The 18311-nt window shown below is 59.3% G+C and carries 12 protein-coding genes; 9 read left to right on the top strand and 3 right to left on the bottom strand.

Annotation, left to right across the window (positions count from 1 at the left end):
- The first annotated feature begins 37 nt into the window (after positions 1-37).
- Both hrpA and MSNKSG1_RS06640 read left to right on the top strand, forming a co-directional pair.
- Positions 38-3901, top strand: a complete 3864-nt coding sequence (gene hrpA, locus MSNKSG1_RS06645; RefSeq protein WP_008938483.1) for an ATP-dependent RNA helicase HrpA — start codon at positions 38-40, stop codon at positions 3899-3901.
- A 134-nt stretch (positions 3902-4035) separates the two neighbouring features.
- A complete protein-coding gene (locus MSNKSG1_RS06640) occupies positions 4036-5157 on the top strand; it encodes a beta-ketoacyl-ACP synthase III (RefSeq protein WP_008938482.1) in 1122 nt (373 codons plus the stop codon).
- Positions 5158-5166: 9 nt separating this feature from the next.
- On the opposite strand, the gene MSNKSG1_RS06635 is transcribed toward MSNKSG1_RS06640, so the two are convergent.
- Positions 5167-5574, bottom strand: coding sequence for an acyl-CoA thioesterase (locus MSNKSG1_RS06635; protein ID WP_008938481.1), 408 nt, complete (start codon positions 5572-5574; stop codon positions 5167-5169).
- An 89-nt stretch (positions 5575-5663) separates the two neighbouring features.
- Between MSNKSG1_RS06635 and MSNKSG1_RS06630 the strand changes: the two genes are divergently transcribed.
- From MSNKSG1_RS06630 to dinG, 5 genes are read left to right on the top strand one after another with little or no spacing between them, the layout of a single operon-like run.
- Entirely contained in the window at positions 5664-6443 is a 780-nt protein-coding gene (locus MSNKSG1_RS06630) for an MlaA family lipoprotein (protein WP_008938480.1), read from the top strand.
- A gap of 32 nt (positions 6444-6475) precedes the next feature.
- A complete protein-coding gene (locus MSNKSG1_RS06625; protein WP_008938479.1) occupies positions 6476-7963 on the top strand; it encodes a DUF3336 domain-containing protein in 1488 nt (495 codons plus the stop codon).
- A 10-nt stretch (positions 7964-7973) separates the two neighbouring features.
- Positions 7974-9626, top strand: coding sequence for an ExeA family protein (locus MSNKSG1_RS06620; protein WP_008938478.1), 1653 nt, complete (start codon positions 7974-7976; stop codon positions 9624-9626).
- A 3-nt stretch (positions 9627-9629) separates the two neighbouring features.
- A complete protein-coding gene (locus MSNKSG1_RS06615; protein ID WP_008938477.1) occupies positions 9630-10322 on the top strand; it encodes a general secretion pathway protein GspB in 693 nt (230 codons plus the stop codon).
- Complete coding sequence (gene dinG, locus MSNKSG1_RS06610; RefSeq protein WP_008938476.1) at positions 10322-12511, top strand: ATP-dependent DNA helicase DinG; 2190 nt, start codon at positions 10322-10324, stop codon at positions 12509-12511. The genes MSNKSG1_RS06615 and dinG overlap by 1 nt, the downstream gene beginning before the upstream one ends.
- Positions 12512-12785: 274 nt before the next feature.
- Here the strand turns inward: dinG and MSNKSG1_RS06605 are convergent, their stop codons facing one another.
- Positions 12786-15527 (bottom strand): LuxR C-terminal-related transcriptional regulator, encoded by a 2742-nt coding sequence (locus tag MSNKSG1_RS06605; protein WP_008938475.1) that lies wholly within the window; start codon positions 15525-15527, stop codon positions 12786-12788.
- 191 nt (positions 15528-15718) lie between these two features.
- On the opposite strand from MSNKSG1_RS06605, the gene cysB reads away from it, so the two are divergent.
- Positions 15719-16696: an HTH-type transcriptional regulator CysB gene (cysB, locus tag MSNKSG1_RS06600; protein ID WP_008938474.1), complete on the top strand. Its 978-nt coding sequence runs from the start codon at positions 15719-15721 to the stop codon at positions 16694-16696.
- Between the two features lie 26 nt (positions 16697-16722).
- Here the strand turns inward: cysB and MSNKSG1_RS06595 are convergent, their stop codons facing one another.
- Positions 16723-17445, bottom strand: coding sequence for a phosphoadenylyl-sulfate reductase (locus MSNKSG1_RS06595; RefSeq protein WP_008938473.1), 723 nt, complete (start codon positions 17443-17445; stop codon positions 16723-16725).
- A 207-nt stretch (positions 17446-17652) separates the two neighbouring features.
- Here MSNKSG1_RS06595 and thrH point away from each other — a divergent pair, with 207 nt between their 5' ends.
- Positions 17653-18267 (top strand): bifunctional phosphoserine phosphatase/homoserine phosphotransferase ThrH, encoded by a 615-nt coding sequence (gene thrH, locus MSNKSG1_RS06590; RefSeq protein ID WP_008938472.1) that lies wholly within the window; start codon positions 17653-17655, stop codon positions 18265-18267.
- Positions 18268-18311: the final 44 nt, after the last annotated feature.

Below are 18311 nucleotides of genomic sequence, written 5' to 3'. Positions count from 1 at the left end.
CTCCCCGAATCCGAACGCCCAGGGCGCGGTCAAGGCCATGATGGAGCAGCTGGATGCCTGCAATCAGCAGGAGGCCGCTCGCATCGTCCGTGCCGTGTCCCGCACCAAGGGCCGGCCCGGCCAGAAAGATCTGGAAAAAATGGCGAACTGGCTGGAGCAGGGGCTCGACAAGGTTCAGCGTCGCCAGGCCCTGCATAAGCCGGCCAGTTTCCCTGAGGGCCTGCCGGTCTCCGAGCGGGTCGATGACATTCGGGCGGCGATCGAACAGCATCAGGTGGTGATCATTGCCGGCGAGACAGGGTCCGGAAAGACGACGCAGATTCCCAAGATCTGTATGAACAGTGGCCGTGGTATCCGGGGGCTGATTGGCCACACCCAGCCTCGCCGAATTGCGGCGCGCAGCGTCGCTGCAAGGATTGCCGAGGAAATCGGTGAACAGACCGGCGAGCAGATCGGTTACCAGATCCGGTTTACCGACAAGACGTCCGAGCGGTCCCGGGTCAAGGTGATGACCGACGGGATCCTGTTGGCCGAGGTTCAGCACGATCGGTTTCTCGATCGCTACGACACACTGATCATCGACGAAGCCCACGAGCGAAGCCTGAACATTGATTTTCTGCTTGGCTATCTGAAACAGCTCTTACCCAAGCGTCCTGATCTGAAAGTGATCATCACGTCTGCAACCATTGAGGTTGAGCGCTTCAGCGAGTTCTTTGGTGGGGCGCCGGTGATTGAGGTAAGCGGGCGCACGTATCCGGTCGACGTCCGGTATCGGCCCCTGACGGGCGATGAGGATGATCGGGACCAGGGTTGGACGGACGGCGTGGTCAGTGGTCTGGCGGAGATTGAGGATCACGAGAGGCAGGAAAAGCAGCCTCCCGGGGATGTGCTGGTTTTCCTGCCCGGTGAGCGGGAAATTCGGAATCTCAGCAAGGTGCTCCGGCATGTGGATCTCAAACACACCGAAGTGTTGCCGCTGTATTCGCGCTTGAGCAATAAGGAGCAGAACCGTGTTTTCCAGTCGCACCGAGGGCGGCGCATTGTGCTCTCCACCAACGTGGCGGAAACCTCGCTCACGGTGCCCGGTATTCGATATGTGATCGATACCGGTGTTGCCAGGATCAGCCGCTACAGCGTCCGGTCGAAAATCCAGCGGTTGCCCATCGAACCGATCTCCCAGGCCAGCGCCAATCAGCGTGCCGGGCGTTGTGGCCGGGTGGCTCCGGGTATCTGCTTCCGGCTGTATGATGAGACGGACTTCCTGAACCGACCGGAATTCACGGATCCGGAAATCCTGCGTACCAACCTGGCGTCGGTCATTCTCCAGATGGCCACCCTCGGTCTCGGTGAAATCCGTCACTTCCCGTTTCTGGAGGCTCCCGATCGCCGCCAGGTCAACGACGGGTACAAATTGCTGGAGGAACTCAGCGCGGTTGACGACCGGCGTCGCCTGACCCGGCTTGGTCGGACCATGTCGCGATTGCCGCTGGACCCGCGGCTTGCCCGCATGCTGGTGACCTCCGGCGAGCTCGGGAGTCTGTCCGAGACCCTGATCGTGATTGCGGGGCTCAGTATCCAGGATCCCCGGGAGCGTCCCCAGGACAAACAGCAGGCGGCAGACCAGGCTCATGCCGCGTTCAATGACAAGGAATCAGACTTCGCGACTCTGCTGAACATCTGGAACTGGTACGAGGAACAGCGTCAGGACCTCTCTCAGAACCAGCTCAAGAAGCTCTGCCAGAAGAACTTCCTGAGCTATATGCGCATGCGGGAATGGCGGGACATCCATCGCCAACTGACCCTGATCTGCCGGGAGCAGAAGCTGGCGTTCAACCGTGAGCCCGCGAGTTACGATCCGATTCACAAGGCGATCCTGGCCGGACTCCTGGGCCAGGTAGCGGTAAAGGTCGAGAAAAAAGAATATCTGGCAACCCGCAACCGCAAGGTGCTGGTCTTCCCCGGCTCAAAGGTGGCCAAGACTGCGCCCAAGTGGATTGTGGCTGCGGAGATTGTCGAGACCAGCCGGGTCTTTGCACGAATGGTGGCGGCGATACAGCCCGAGTGGATCGAACCCCTGGCGGGCCATGTGGTCAAGCATCACTACTTCGAGCCCCACTGGGAGCAGAAGCGGGCCCAGGTCATGGGCTACGAGAAGGTTACGCTCTATGGCCTGGATGTCGTTCCCAAACGCCGCGTTGCCTATACGAAGGTGGATCCGGCCGAATGTCGGAATCTGTTTATCCGGCGGGCTCTGGTCGAAGGTGATTTCCGGTCGAAGGCTCCGTTCATTGCACGCAACCGGGCCATGCTCGACACCGTCGAAAACCTTGAGAAGAAAACCCGGCGCCGGGATTTGCTGGTCGACGACGAGGTGCTGTTCGCGTTCTATGACGAACGATTGCCTGAAGACATCGTAAGCGGTCGTCATTTCGAAAGCTGGTGGAAGGGGCTGTCCGCGGATGAGCTCAGAAATCTCGAGCTGACCGAGTCCGATGTCCTGCAACGGCCGATCGACGAACAGGCGGATGCCCTTTATCCGGACTACCTGGAGTGGGACGGGGTGAAATATCCCCTGAGTTACGAATTTGAGCCCACCAGTGAGCGTGATGGGGTCACGATGCAGGTGCCGATCATGGCGCTCAAGCAGATTCCATCCCGCCGGCTGGAGTGGCTGGTGCCGGGCCTGCTGCGCGAGAAGTGTATTGCGCTGGTGAAGGGGCTTCCCAAGGCCCTGCGTCGCAACTTTGTGCCGGTTCCGGACTTTGTCGATGCGGCGCTGGCGAACATGCAGCCCTCGAATGAACCTCTGACCCAGCAGCTCGGTAACGAGCTGAGACGGATGACCGGCGTGCAGATCGATCCGGCAGCCTGGTCGGAGGCGGAACTTCCCCGGCATCTGCGCATGAATCTTCGGGTTATGGGGAATAAGGGAAAGGTGTTGGCGGAAAGCCGCGAGACCGATGTTCTTCAGGACCAGCTCGAAGGAAAGGCCGAGGAAGCACTGGCATCGGTGGACTCCGAGGCCCGTTCAGGCCAGGCGGCGGAAAGCTACGAGGACTGGACGTTCGGGGACCTCCCGAGGCAGGTTCAGACCGAGAAGGGTGGAATGCAGGTAACCGTCTGGCCTGCGATTGAGGATATGGGCGGGCGTGTTCGCCTGATCCGTTGTCTCGACGCGCTGACGGCCGAGGAAACGACGCGCCGCGGCATCGCACGGCTGATTATCAATCGCTTTGGCAGCACACTCAGTGACCTGGAACGAAAACTGCCGAAATTCAAGCAGTCCGCGTTGATGTTTGCGCCGGTGGGGCAGGCCAGAGTGTTGCTGGACGATCTGGTGCTGGCGGCGGTGATCCGGCATTTTCTGGCGGGCGAGCTTCCCCGGACACGCGCGGCGTTCGACCAGGTGTATGAGGCCCATCGTGGGGATTTTATCCCGGCTCTGGAAGCGGCGGACGAACAGCTGTACCAGGCAATGTGCGGTTACCAGAAGGTGGCGAAGCAGCTGAAAGGAAAGATCAACCTGGCGCTGGCCAACAGCATGGCGGACCTGAAATTCCAGCTGGCGAACCTGGTGTATCCCGGCTTTCTTGTATCCACGCCGGAGTCTTGGTTGGAGAGGTTTGGCGTTTATTTCGAAGCCTGTCTGGTCCGGCTCGAGAAAATGTCCCGTGAAATGGGGCGGGAACGGGAATTCCTGCACACCATCGAGCCGCTTTGGGCCCGCTATGCGGCAAAACGCGATGAACAGCAACGCCAGGGCGTGCGCGACCCTGAGCTGATCCTGTACCGCTGGATGCTTGAGGAGTTTCGGGTGTCGTTCTTTGCCCAACAGTTGGGCACGGCGATGACCGTTTCGGTCAAGCGTCTGGATCGACAGTGGGAAAAGACGCGGGTTTGATGGCTGCTGGAAGGGTGCCCCCTTGTTGTGCAGCGGTAACAAAGGTGAACGGGAAAATGCCACGGACTGTGTTAGTATTTCGAGCATCGGGACGTTTTGTCATCAAGTTTTCACAATCATGACGTGGGGTTAGCGTGATTAAAGCCGTCATTAGCGGGACCGGTCTCTACACACCGCCTGCAACCATCGATAATGACGAACTGGTCGAGGCTTTTAACCAGTTTGTGGATCTCTACAACGCCGAGCATGCCGACTCTATTGAGCAAGGCGAGGTGACGGCACTTCAGCATTCGTCGTCCGCATTCATTGAAAAGGCCTCGGGAATCAAACGGCGCCATGTCATCGATAAAGAGGGCATCCTTGATCCGCGGCGAATGACACCGTACATCCCTGAACGGAGCAACGACGAACGTTCCGTCCAGTGCGACATGGCCGTGAGTGCCAGCGAAGAGGCACTCTCCCGGGCCGGTAAAACCGCAGCTGACGTGGATGCGGTGATCGTTGCCTGCTCCAACATGCAGCGGGCCTATCCTGCCATGGCCATCGAGGTTCAGCAGGCGTTGGGAATCGAAGGTTTTGCCTATGACATGAACGTGGCGTGCAGTTCCGCGACCTTCGGCTTGCAGGCGGCCGTCAATTCGGTTGAAAACGGGGCCGCACGCTCGGTTCTGGTGGTCAGTCCGGAAATCTGTTCCGGGCACCTGAACTTCCGCGACCGGGACAGCCATTTCATCTTCGGGGATGCGTGCACGGCGATTCTGGTGGAACGTGAGGCGGACACCAGGGCCGGGCAGGGCTTCGAAATTCTCGGCACCAGCCTGAAAACCAAGTTTTCGAACAACATCCGTAACAACTTCGGATTCCTGAACCGTGCGGATGAATCCGGTATCGGCAAGCCGGACAAGCTGTTTGTCCAGGAAGGCCGGAAGGTGTTCAAGGAAGTGTCCCCGATGGTGGCCCAGACCATCCAGAATCATCTTGGATCACTGGGGCTGACGCCGGGTGACCTGCGCCGGATGTGGTTGCACCAGGCCAACCTGAACATGAATCAGCTGATTGCCAGGAAGGTACTCGGTCGTGATCCTGGCCTGGACGAAGCGCCCGTGATCCTGGACGAATATGCGAACACCAGTTCGGCGGGCTCGATCATCGCGTTTCATAAACACAACGATGATCTGGAAACCGGCGACCTGGGCGTGATCTGCTCGTTTGGTGCCGGTTATTCCATCGGCAGCGTTGTGGTTCGCCGCCGGTAATCAGGCCTTTCAGCGTGCTGCCAGGGCTTTCAGTGTCTCTGGCAGTGCGGTGGAGGTGCGGGCTTCCCTGTCAAACCACACGATCTTTGCGTATCCTTCTCCATAGACCTCGCCCGACTCGGCGTCGGTCACCAGATGGTAGGTATCAAGACTGGTATTGCCGGCTCTGTCGGCGTACGTCTGGACGATAACCGAAGCCGGGTGCGTCAGCTCCTTCAGAAAGGTCGCGCTGGTCTTTATAATAACGGGACCAGTGGGTTCTTCGGGACCACCGACGTTCAGGGACGCAAGCCAGTTAATGCGAGCCTCCTCGAAGAATCGGAAATAGACTGTATTGTTGGCATGACCGTATGCATCCATATCGCCCCATCGAAGTGGCATGGTTATGGTGCTGACCAGATTACCCGGTACTGACATCGGACTCTCCTCCGGAAAAATAATTAAAAAAGCCAAAGCGCCGGTATTTTCGACGAACTGAAACCTGATTCACAACTCAAGAGTGCATGATGAAACAATTTTTTCCCCGGCGCTTACTCTGGCTACTGTTGGTTGTCGTGGCCGTCGTGCCTACCAGCCAGGCATACGCCCAGGCCATGCAGGAGCCGGCACCGAGTGGTTCCACGCCAGTGGCCCCGGACGATCCCTACGAATCCTGGAACCGTAAGGTATTCAGTTTCAACAGGTTTGTGGATCGCTGGGCGCTCAAACCTGTTGCCCAGTTCTATCGGGATGTCACTCCGACCGTGGTTGACCAGGGCGTGACCAACTTCTTCAACAACCTCCAGGAAGTGCGCAATTTCATCAACAGCTTGCTCCAGTTGAAGGGGGAATCGGCGGTGGTGGCCGCGGGGCGGTTCACCTACAACACGGTGTTTGGGCTGGGCGGAATTTTTGACGTTGCGACCGCGTTTGACCTTCCGGAGCAACCGGAAGATTTCGGCCAGACGCTTGGCTACTGGGGGGCTGGTTCTGGCCCCTATCTGATGTTGCCGCTCCTTGGCCCGTCCACGCCTCGTCACTTTACCGGACTGGCCAGTGACGCCTTTGTGTTCCCGTCTGCCTGGGATGCCATCGAAAGTCCTGAAACCTACTACGCCCGGGGGCTCCAGATCGTGGACAAGCGGGCCGACCTGATTCCGGCCGAAGCGTTCATGTCCGGTGACGACTACATCTTCGTGCGTAACGCCTTCCTGCAGCGTCGGCAATACCTGATCAATGATGGTAAGGTTGTCGAAGACCCCTTCGCCAGTGGTAACAGCGAAGATCTCATGCTTGAGGATTTCTGACTGGCAGGCGAACGCTGAACAGGGAGGCCGCGGTGATCAAGGATCCTGGAATTGCCAAGTACCGTCGTATGCTGGCGGAGGCGCCCAATTACGAAGTCTGGAAGGCGGCCGCGCTGGAACTCGATTACCGTGAGGGCAATGTCGAGTGGAAAGAGGGGTTTGCATCGGACCTCTACCACTACGAACTTGTTTACGACCGGCTCAGCAACCTCAAGCAGTACCGGCAGCAGAATGATTTCGAACGCCTCAAGCGGGCGCTCCGGGAAGGGCTGCACCACGACCTTGGCAACATGGGCAATCCGGCGCTCTATACCCGCTCCCGGGTTGGCACCAAGCACCTGATCGAAGAGTACATCACTCAGGTCTGTGAGGCCCTCGATTTTCTGTGTGATCATCCGGTGCCCGGATTCCCGGTGGCCGATAAACTGCAGTTCTTCCGGGATACGCTGACCAGTTACGGTCGGCCGACACTGTTGCTCAGCGGGGGCGCCACGCTGGGAATGTTCCATTTCGGGGTGATCAAGGCGCTCTGGGAAAAGGGCCTGCTACCACAGGTTATCGCAGGTTCCAGTATCGGCGCGATCATCGCTGCGATCCTGGGTGTGCACACCGATGCCGAGATCCCAGAGATGCTGGTTCCGGAAAATCACGACCTCAAGGCCTGGAAATGGCGCGGTTTGCTCAGCGCTATGCGGGGCGATGGGCTGATGGACCAGGCGCAGCTCCGGAAATGCCTGAGGGCCAACATTGGTGAATACACCTTCGAGGAGGCCTATCAGCGTACCGGTCGGTCCATCAATATCTCGGTGTCTCCGGTCCAGGCCCACCAGAAGGCACGGCTCCTGTGCGGCTATACCTCGCCGTACCTGCTGGTCTGGAGTGCTGCCCTGGCCAGCGCGGCGGTGCCGGGCATCTTCCCGCCGGTAACGCTGATGAAAAAAGACATCCATGGAAATGCATTGCCTTACATGCCCAGACTGAAGTTTGTGGATGGTTCGGTGGTGAGTGACCTGCCTATTGAACGCCTGATGCACCTGTACGATGTGAATTTCACGATCGCCAGTCAGACCAATCCCCATGTGGTGCCATTTCTGGGCCACCGTGGCCGGGATGAGAAATTGTCGCTGGCCCGACTGCCCATGCATCTGTTGAAATCGGAAATTCAATTCCACGGCCAGGGGCTGTTTGATTACCTGCGAAAGCGGGTGCGTCCGGAACTTCTCCGTCAGGTATCCGGTCAGCTGTACACGATTATGGCGCAGCGGTATTCGGGGGATGTGACCATCGCTCCGACCTATTCGGTCCGGGACTATCGCCGTATGCTGGCCAACCCGGAACCGGCGTATGTCCGTGAGATGATTCTCGCCGGCGAACGTGCGACCTGGCCAAAGATTTCCATGATTCGCTCCCACGCCAGGATTTCCAAAACGCTGGAACGTTGTGTTCGCCGCCTGAAGCAGCAGAACCGGCGTACCGCCGAACTCAGACTTGTAGGTAATCCGGAGTCCGGAGCATCGTGAGAGAAGGTTGATGTATTACGATTTTTTCGGTTTCCGGGAACCCCCGTTCTCAATCGCACCAGACCCTCGATATCTTTATCTGAGCGACCGTCACAAGGAAGCGCTCGCTCATCTCATGTATGGAGTCAAGGGCCAGGGCGGTGGCGGCTTTATCGTGATCACCGGAGAGGTGGGCACGGGCAAGACCACGGTCAGCCGTTGTTTTATCGAGAATGCGCCGGACAACGTGGATATCGCACTGATCCTGAATCCCCGTTTGTCAGTGCGGGAACTGCTTTCGGCGATCTGCGATGAGCTGGAGATTTCCCACGATCCCGGTGCAAGCATCAAGCAGTTGGTGGATCTGATCAACCAGGACCTCCTGACAGCCCACGCTGCTGGCCGACACAAGGTTCTGATGATCGACGAAGCCCAGAACCTGTCCGCCGAGGTTCTCGAGCAGTTGCGGTTGCTGACCAACCTTGAGACCGCCGAGAAAAAGCTCCTGCAGATTGTTTTGCTGGGCCAGCCGGAACTGCAACAGGTCCTCGCTCTGCCGGAGCTGAGGCAACTGAATCAGCGGGTAACGGCCCGGTATCATCTCGATGCGATCGGCAAGGAGGAGCTGCCGGCTTACCTGCGCTATCGTCTCGGTGTTGCCGGTCTTCGGGGCGATATTTTTACGCCCGGGGCGATCGGACGTTTGTACAGGGACAGTCATGGCATTCCCCGGTTGATCAACCTCATCAGTGATCGGGCCCTGCTCGGCGCCTATGCCGAAGGCGAACACGAAATCCGAAAGGCCCATATCCGCCAGGCGGCGCGGGAAGTGAAGGGTGGTATTGGCTCCGCTGGGCAACCGACATCCTCCGTGCCCATGTCGCGTTATCTGTTGCTTGCGGCGTCGATTCTGGTGGCGGTCGTTGGCACTGCCTGGTTGGTATACAACCCGCCGGAAGTACCCGGCATGGTCCAAGACAGGGCCGAGGAGCCTTCCGAGGTGGCCGGTACCGTTAATCGTGAGCCCGACCCGGTGGCGCCTTCACCTGCAACCTTTGATATGTCTAGCCAGAGCCTGACATCTGAGGCCGCGTTTGCCGCCCTGCTGAATGTCTGGGGTCGGGAATATGCCCCGACGGATGAAACCAAGGGGTGTGATTTTGCCCGGGAGGTCGGCCTGGCGTGCCTGGACCGTCAGGGAACCCGACGCAGCCTTGAATTTCTCGATCGTCCGGCCATCCTCTCGTTGAGAGGGGACGGGGGCCAGAGTGGCTATGTGGTTATCAGTGGCCTTGAGGGCAACCAGGCCCGGTTGACATGGCCGGGAGGGCGTATGGAAGAGGTGTCCTTTTCCAGTCTGGAACCCTACTGGTTCGGGAATTACCAGGTGCTGTGGCGTCTGCCCGATTACATGACGGACGATGGCTTTTATGGGACGGGCGCTGGTGAGGAACTTTGGATTGGTGCCCGGATGATGGAGCTCGCCGACCGGTTCGCCGGGTCGGACCAGGAGAGCGCACGCATCAAGCGGTTGGCCCCGGAAGAGCAGGTGCGCTGGTACCAGGGGGTCAAAGGGCTCGCCGTAGACGGAATCGCCGGAGGAATGACGGTGATTCAGATGAACAATGACCTGAATGCCTCGGTGCCCAGATTGATGGCCCGGAAATCCGGGGCCAGGGGGTAACGCATGTCCTACATTCTCGATGCACTGCGGAAATCCGAGACCGAACGTCGACAGGGCAAAGTGCCGGATCTGGGGCATCAGGTTCAGCTGATTCATCGGTCCGGACGAAAGAAGGGCATTGCTGCCGGGGTCTGGATTGCCCTGGCCCTTCTGGTGAATGCAGGCGTTCTGGCGGTGGTTTTCTGGCCTCGGGAGGTATCAACGCCCGCGGATGCGCAGCCGCCGCAGGCGTCCGTTACCCATTCGGCGCCGCGGGAAAGTGTCGACGCTCCCTCACCGAGTGCTGCTGTGGTAGAGGAAAAGGTCGATCCGCCGGCTCCGGTGACGGCCGAGCCCGTTGAATCCGAGCCAACGACCGTGACAGAAGCTGAAAAACCCACGATCATCGTGCCATCGGTCAGCCGTGAAAAGACCCAGGAGGCCTTGTCAGAGAGCCCGAATTCCGACAGGGTACCCCACCTTATCGAACTCCCCCTTTCGTTTCAGAAGAGTGTTCCCGATTTGACGTTTAACAGCCACATTTATGCATCTGACCCCCAGGCTCGTCGAGTGATGATCAATGGGCAGTACCTCAAACCCGGCGACAGCTTCGACGGAATCACGGTGGATCGGATTACCGAGGACGGCGTGGTGCTGCGCAAACAGGGGCAGCCGTTCCGGGTCGGCGTCCTGCGAGATTGGGTGAGCCCCCGCTGATGGCGCTCACAGACCCAATCAAGCAGGAAATCCAGCAAGGCTATCGGGACGTTCTCGCCGGCAAGGGCATCAAGGCCCGCTACGGTCAGCGGCTGATGATCGCGGAAATTGCGCGGTACATGGGCGAGATCACGGACAACGACGGTCAGAGGACGTCACCGCCGGCAACCTGTGTTGTGGAAGCGGGGACCGGTACCGGTAAAACGCTGGCGTACCTGATTGCCGCGATTCCGGTGGCGCAAGCGTTGGGGAAAACGCTGGTGATCTCCACCGCGACCGTTGCCCTTCAGGATCAGATTGTTCTCAAGGACCTGCCGGATCTGAAAAAACACAGCAACCTGGATTTTTCCTGGACGCTGGCAAAGGGGCGAGGGCGCTATCTCTGCATGTCCCGTCTGGAGGCCCGGCTGCACGACGAAGGTAACGGTGACAGTGATACCATGCCATTGTTCCTGCTCGATAATGCCGATGGTGACGAGCCTGGCTCCCGGACATTTTTCGAGAACATGCTGGCCAGTTATGGCTCCCGCGAATGGGACGGCGACCGGGATCATTGGCCGGAACAGATTCCCGACGAGGTATGGCGCCAGGTCACCACCGATCACCGTCAGTGTACCAATCGCCATTGCAGCTATTTCGACAGCTGCGCTTTTTTCGATGCCCGTAAGGACCTGGACGATGCGGACGTGGTTGTGGCCAACCACGATCTCGTTCTGGCGGATCTGGCACTGGGGGGCGGTGCTATCCTGCCTGAGCCAGAAAACGCACTGTTCATTTTCGACGAAGCCCATCACCTGCCGGACAAGGCACTGAACCATTTTGCAGCGTCGGTACCGCTGAACTCGACCCGGCAATGGCTGAAACAGCTTTCCCAGGCACTGGTGAAGATGCAGCCGTTCCTGAGCCCGGGCACCCAGGCGACCAAGACCCTCGACAAGATCAGTACGGCGGCACGAGATGTGGACCAGGCGCTGGCCCGGGTCTACGAGCACGCGGAACAGAATACCGGCTGGGAGTTCAATGAAGAGCGCAGGACCGCCCAGTGGCGCTATCCCGAGGGCGAACTCCCCGAACAGCTTGCCGAATTGGCGGCAGAGGCCCGGGTGGCAACCGCGGGCCTGGTCCGGCAGCTTGGTTCGTTGGCAGACGAACTCCAGGGCGCCTTTGATGAGCGCAAGGAGCATGAGGTTGACCGGGATACGGCGGAAGCCTGGTATCCCGTAATCGGTGGCTTCCACGGCCGCTCTGAGGAGCAGCTGAGGCTCTGGGCCGCCTGGTGCGATCAGGTTGGTAACAGGCCATCGGACAAGCCGGAAAGCGAGGCTGAGGAGAGTGCCGTTGCCAATCCGAAAAGTCCGCCCCCCGCACGGTGGTCGGTCCGGCAGCGTTGGGATCATGCCGAGGACATTACGCTCTACAGTTCGCCGGTGCTCGCCGACAATCTGCTTTACGCGCGCCTTTGGTCACGGGCCTACGGAGCCGTACTGACCAGCGCCACGCTGACCGCGCTCGGTCGGTTTGACCGGCTCAAATCGCGGGCCGGTCTGCCGGAGGCCAGTCGGTTCCTCGTGGTTCCAAGCTCCTTCCGATATGGGGAAATGGCAACGGTTGAAGTGCCCGCCATCCCGGTTCTGCCGACCGATGATGGCTTCGGTGACGCCCTGGTCCGGAAGCTGCCGGAACTCTGGGCGGGGGAGAAAGCGACACTGGTGTTGTTCACCTCCCGTCGTCAGATGCAGCAGGTACGAGACGCACTGGCACCGGACTATCCGGACCTCATTCTCACGCAGGACGATATGGCCAAGGGCGAAGTCCTAAAGCAGCACTGTAGCCGGGTCGACGAGGGGCGCCCCAGCGTCCTGTTCGGAGTCGCAAGCTTCGCCGAGGGGATCGATCTGCCCGGAAAATACCTGCATCACGTGGTGATCACCCGGTTGCCATTCTCCGTGCCGGACGATCCGATCGAGGCCAGCCTGGCCGAATGGGTGACCCAGCGCGGTGGCAATCCGTTCATGGAGATCACCGTGCCGGACGCGTCCATCAAGCTGGTTCAGGCGGTCGGTCGGTTGCTGCGTACGGAGCAGGACACCGGGCGGGTGACCATTCTTGATCGCCGCATCGTGGCACGGCGTTACGGCCAGTTGCTGCTTGATGCCCTTCCGCCGTTTCGCCGCATCATCGAACGATAATCCGGTTGGAACGCCTTTATCCGACCATAAAAAAAGAGCCAACCGTTGGTTGGCTCTTATCAAAGGGGTCCAAATCGAACCCGGGCGTCGAAACAACGCGGAACAAGAGAATCTGAAGGCCTGAAGTTTCAGAATCCGGGGTGAGGGATTCCCTCACCGTTGGGAGAATAATAGGGGAGTAGAGGGCGTAGATGGATCGTCCAAAGGGCGTAGTGGGGCTTAAAACTTCCTGCAAAATGTGACGCCCATCACAAAAAAGGCTTCTGCGATCCTTTCAGTTATTGAGCAGGCCCAGCTCTCGGGCCCGTGCCAGAGCCTCTGTCCGACGCCCGACCGCCAGCTTCCCGTAGAGATTGCGGATATGCGCCTTTACCGTTGCCGGTGCCACTTCCATCTTGCGAGCGATGTCCTTGTTGGCAAAGCCCTCGTTGATCAGCGCAAGTACTTCCAGTTCCCTTTGGCTAAGGGGCTCCTGAAGGCTGCAGACCGGCGTTGTGGGCGCCTCCTGCACGGGGCTGGAGCTGTCTGGTTGCTCCAGCGGCTGCTTGTCGGTGGCCGTAGCTTCCTGCTCCCGGAGCATGTGAAGCACGGTCCGGTTCCAGCTGCCCGGCGTCCGTAACATGGGCAGGTCCATCAGCCTTTCTCGAAGCAGCGGGCTTTCTTCAGCGAACAGTCGGATCAGTCCGGCCTCCGAGGCCTTCTCCACCGCCAGTTCGAGAAGGGTGCGTGAGTCATTCCGGCGATCCATCAGCTCCAGGGATTCTGCCGAGATGAGCAGCACCTCCACCAGATGAAGATGATGTGCGTCCCGCTCGACGTTGTTACGCAACGGCATCAGGCATTCCAGTGCCTGCCTGGGGTGGCCCTGGGCATTCAGGACCCGGGCTTTACCGATGTAGTACTGCTCTTTATGGAGCGGGTTGGTGATGGCCTCTACCTGAATGTTTTCCAGGCTGGCCGCCGCGCGATCGATGGCTCCGGATGCAAGGAAGCACCGTGCCAGGAGGGCAGCACTGACCGGCGGCTCGAACAGGATGTGGTCCCGGCGCTGCCGTCCGGTGTGGTGGGCATCTTCCAGGGCTTCGATGGCCTCCTCGAAGCGTCCCTCGCTAAACGCCAGATGACCCCGGACGTGCTGGATAATGACATGCTGTCCTGGTTCGGTGCCCTGATTCACATGCTCCAGGAGTGGTGCAAGGTGGCTGTGAGCCATCGCGGTCTCATTGCGTTCCCGGTAGATTTCCGTGAGGGCGCTGTTCTGCCAGCAGGAAATGAGCCGGGGCTGGGTGGGGTCCGCGTAATGCTGGTCCACCCAGTTGCGAACCTCGGTGCACGTCCTCAACGCGGTATCGATGTCACCCCGGTTGTACTGGATCCAGGCGAGCAGGCCGCCACTGGACAGCACGGTGCTGGGTTTGCGCTCGACCTGCCCGTAGTGAACGGCCGAACGGAGCGCTTCGGCGGCCTCCGGCAGCTCACCCCGGCCGTAATAATCCAGACCGAGCCCGTAATAGGTCACGGATTTGAGCGGGATCCGGGTGTGGTCGATGTCTTCCAGCACCTTCCGCGTCAGGTCACTGGCGCTCTTGTCATCGCTGCGGGTCCGGGCCAGATAGGAGCGGATCAGGGAGATCTCGCTGTTCAGCCCCAGGGCACCCTCGGCATCGGGATGGGAGTCTGCCACGCGGCGGTCCAGCAGATCTTCCAGCGAGGTCAACAGTGGCTCAAGGCTGTCGACCCGATTGGCAAAAAACAGCCCCCAGATCCGAAGCATCTGCAGCTGCGGGCTGTCGTCGACGAGATGGGCGGGCAACGCCTCCAGCCATTCCAGGACCGGAAGGTGAAAGCCGCCGTGAATCAGGTTGTTGCCATGCTCCGCGAGCACCCTTGCGAGCCAGGGCCAGTCGCCGTGACGGACGATCTGGGCGATGGCTTCCTGGACATGGCCGTGGGTCAGAAGCCATTCCATGGTTTGTCGCCAAAGCCGTTCCGCACGTTCCGGATCGTTCAACTGCATGCGCTGCACCAGTGCATCCCGGAACAGATCGTGGTAGCGAAACCATTCATTCCGCGCATCCAGCGGGATCAGGAACAGGTTCTGCCGAAGCAACTCCTCCAGCATGTCCTGACTGTCTTCCCGATCACGGATACTGTCGCAAAGGGATGCGCTGAGGCGCGGGCAGCAGGCGGTGTCCAGGAGGAAGCTGGCCAGACTTTCCGGTTGCTGATCCAGTACCTCGGCCAGCACATAATCGCTGATCTGGCGTTCGTTGATATCGAGCTTACCGATGGTGCGCGGCACGGCGCTGCGACCGGTGGCCTGGCCGCTGGACAGGGCAGACAGTTGCATGGCCGCCACCCAGCCCTCGGTTTTTCGGCAGATGGTCCTGGCGTGTTCCTCGCTGATGTCGAGACCCATGGTGTTTCGGAAGAACTGCAGGCATTCGTCATCGGAAAAGGCCAGCAAGCCTGGATGAATGTCTTCGACCCATCGACGTACCCGCCAGCGCGACAGCGGTAAGGGCGGTTCTGAGCGGGAAGCAATGACCAGCATCTTTCCGGGCGGCAGATAGTCCACAAACCAGCCCAGCAGGCGGTGAATGGCCGGATCCTGGATAAAGTGGTAATCGTCGAGCACGAGGGTCCACTCTCCCTCATCGCGGGAGAGTTCGTTGATAACCGCCGTGATCAGGGCTGTAAGATCTTCGCCGCCCTGTTGCGACAGGATCCGGTGGCATTCTGACATGCCGGGCAGCCCGGCATATTCCAGGGCACCGACCACGTATTGCCAGAATCGCCTGGGTTCATCGTCGTGCTCGTCCAGCGACAGCCAGGCGGTAGGCGCTCCGGTACTGGCGCACCACTGACTGACAAGTGTGGTCTTGCCGAAGCCGGCCGGCGCAATCACCAGGTTCAGGCGTTTCGGCCCGTCCCGGTCAAGCCTGTCCCGCAGTCGATCGCGAGTGACTGCCCGGGGATCGGAGGTGGGCCTGAGAAACTTCGTGGTCAGCAGCATTGGATCTCTGAATGCCGGGAAATGTCGGTTACCGGATTGTCGGCTTTGCAGCGGACAAGTCAAGCGCTTCAGTGACGTAGGTTATTGTCGGAGGATGCGAAAATGCAATTTTGGTCTAAACTTTTGGAAAGGTATTGTATATAGTGAAAAAGAATGAAAAATAAAGTTTTTATGCGGGAGTATTGCCCTCAATGAAACTACAACAGTTGCGCTATATCTGGGAAGTTGCCCACCACGATCTCAACGTGTCCGCAACCGCCCAAAGCCTTTTTACGTCCCAGCCGGGTATCTCCAAGCAGATCCGGCTCCTGGAGGACGAACTCGGCCTGGAGGTGTTCGCCCGCAGCGGCAAGCATCTTACCCGTATCACACCTGGAGGCGAAATCATCATTCGTGAGGCGGGTGAGATACTGCGCAGGGTGGAGGGCATCAAGAAGATTGCCCAGGAGTTCAGCAACCAGCGCAAGGGCGACCTGAGTATCGCAACTACCCATACCCAGGCCCGCTATGCACTGCCGCCCATCATTCGTGGCTTCATCGAGGAATACCCCGACGTGTCGCTGCATATGCATCAGGGCACGCCGATGCAGATTTCCGAGATGGCGGCCAATGGTGCGGTGGACTTCGCCATTGCAACCGAGGCCATGGAGCTGTTCAACGACCTGATCATGATGCCGTGCTACCGCTGGAACCGCAGTGTGATCGTGCCTAAGGATCACCCGCTGGCGAAACTCGATGAGCTGACGCTGCCCGAGCTCGCAGAATTCCCGTTGGTTACCTATGTGTTCGGCTTCACCGGGCGATCAAAACTCGACGAGGCGTTCCGCAGTCAGGGGCTCACGCCGAAAGTGGTGTTCACAGCCGCCGACGCGGACGTCATCAAGACCTATGTGCGGTTGGGCCTGGGCGTGGGAATCATTGCCAGTATGGCGTTCGATCCGAAAACCGATACCGATCTGGTGGCTCTCGATGCCCGCAAACTGTTCCGTCCCAGCGTAACCCGGATTGGTTTCCGCAAAGGCACCTTCCTCCGCGGCTACATGTATGACTTCATGCAGAGGTTTGCACCCCATCTCACCAAGGAGAAGGTGGATGCGGCAGTTGCCCATCAGGGGAGTCGGACGGAAATCGAGGAGCTGTTCAAGGATGTGGAACTGCCCACCTACTGAAGCGGGTGGGCGAGGGTCCGGGGCGCTCAGCCCCGGGCGATCAGGTTTCCCGCATGCAGGCCACATTCCTTATGAGTGGCCTCTTCCCACCACCAGCGGCCTTCCCGCTCGTGCTGTCCCGGGAGAACCGGGCGAGTGCAGGGCTGGCAGCCAATACTGACGTAACCCTGTTCGTGCAGCTTGTTGTAGGGGGCCTCGGACATCCGGATGTAATCCCAGACTTCTTTTGATGTCCAGTTCGCCAGCGGATTGAACTTGATCAGGGTCTTGCCGTCACCGGAAAACGTGGTGTCTTCCTGAACCACCGGCACATCGTTCCGGGTACCGGGGCTCTGGTCCTTCCGCTGGCCGGTGATCCACGCATCCACGGTTGCCAGCTTCTTCTTCAACGGGTTGACCTTCCGGATGCCGCAACATTCGGAGTGACCGTCCTTGTAGAAGCTGAACAGACCCTTGGAGCTCACGAGCGACTGCACTTCCTGGGCATCGGGGAACAGGATCTCGATGTCGATACCGTAATGATCCCGGACCCTGTCGACGAACTCATAGGTTTCCGGATGGAGTCGTCCGGTATCCAGGGTAAACACCTTGAGGTTATCGGTCAGTTTGTGCGCCATTTCGATCAGAACGACGTCTTCGGCGCCGCTGAACGAGATCACGATATTATCGTGGTGTTGCAGGGCGGCTTTCAGGATCGCCCGCGGACTGGCACCCTCAAGTTCCTGGCGTAGCGTCTCGATGTCGTTCATGCAGTACCCGTGCTGTTAAACAATGTAGGAGGCAGGCTAACATTAAATCCCTCATAGCCTGAAGTAATGACAATCTATATGTTTATGCCTCTAGCGCGGGGTGTGTTGCGATAATCACGATGCATTCGGCCCCGGATTTCCTTATCATACGCGCTGACTAACGCCGAGCGCAGCTCGCCAACCGACCGATGTCATCAGGAGACGATTGTGGAACTGGCATGTCTTGACCTTGAGGGAGTACTGATTCCGGAAATCTGGATCGCATTCGCGGAAAAAACCGGAATTGAGGAACTCAAGGCCACTACCCGTGATATCCCCGATTACGACGTATTGATGAAGCAGCGTCTGCGCCTCTTGGACGAACACGGGTACGGACTTCCCCAGATCCAGGAAGTCATTGGTGAGCTGGACCCGCTGCCGGGCGCAAGGGAGTTCCTGGATTGGCTGCGTGAGCGGTTCCAGGTGGTCATCCTGTCGGATACCTTCTACGAGTTCGCGATGCCGCTCATGAAAAAACTGGGCTATCCGACGCTCCTGTGCCACAAGCTGGAAGTGGCCGAGAATGGCCAGATCACCAATTACCTGCTGCGTCAGCGCGATCCCAAGCGCCAGTCGGTGAGGGCGTTCCAGCTGCTGAACTATCGGGTCATCGCAACCGGCGATTCCTACAACGACACCACCATGCTGGGGCAGGCGGAACGTGGCATTCTGTTCCATGCCCCTCAGAACGTCATTGAAGAATTTCCGCAGTTCCCGTCAGTGCAGACGTTTGAAGAACTCCGTCAGGAATTCCTGAAGGCCAGTGCCGTCCACGAAAGCTGATCGGTTCGGGGCCGGATAAACGCTTTGATCCGGCCCCTTTCCCG

It is taken from the genome of Marinobacter santoriniensis NKSG1, assembly GCF_000347775.1.
Taxonomy (GTDB): domain Bacteria; phylum Pseudomonadota; class Gammaproteobacteria; order Pseudomonadales; family Oleiphilaceae; genus Marinobacter; species Marinobacter santoriniensis.
The sequence above is the reverse complement of the archived record's forward strand: the minus strand, read 5'-3'. Positions and strand labels throughout refer to the sequence as shown.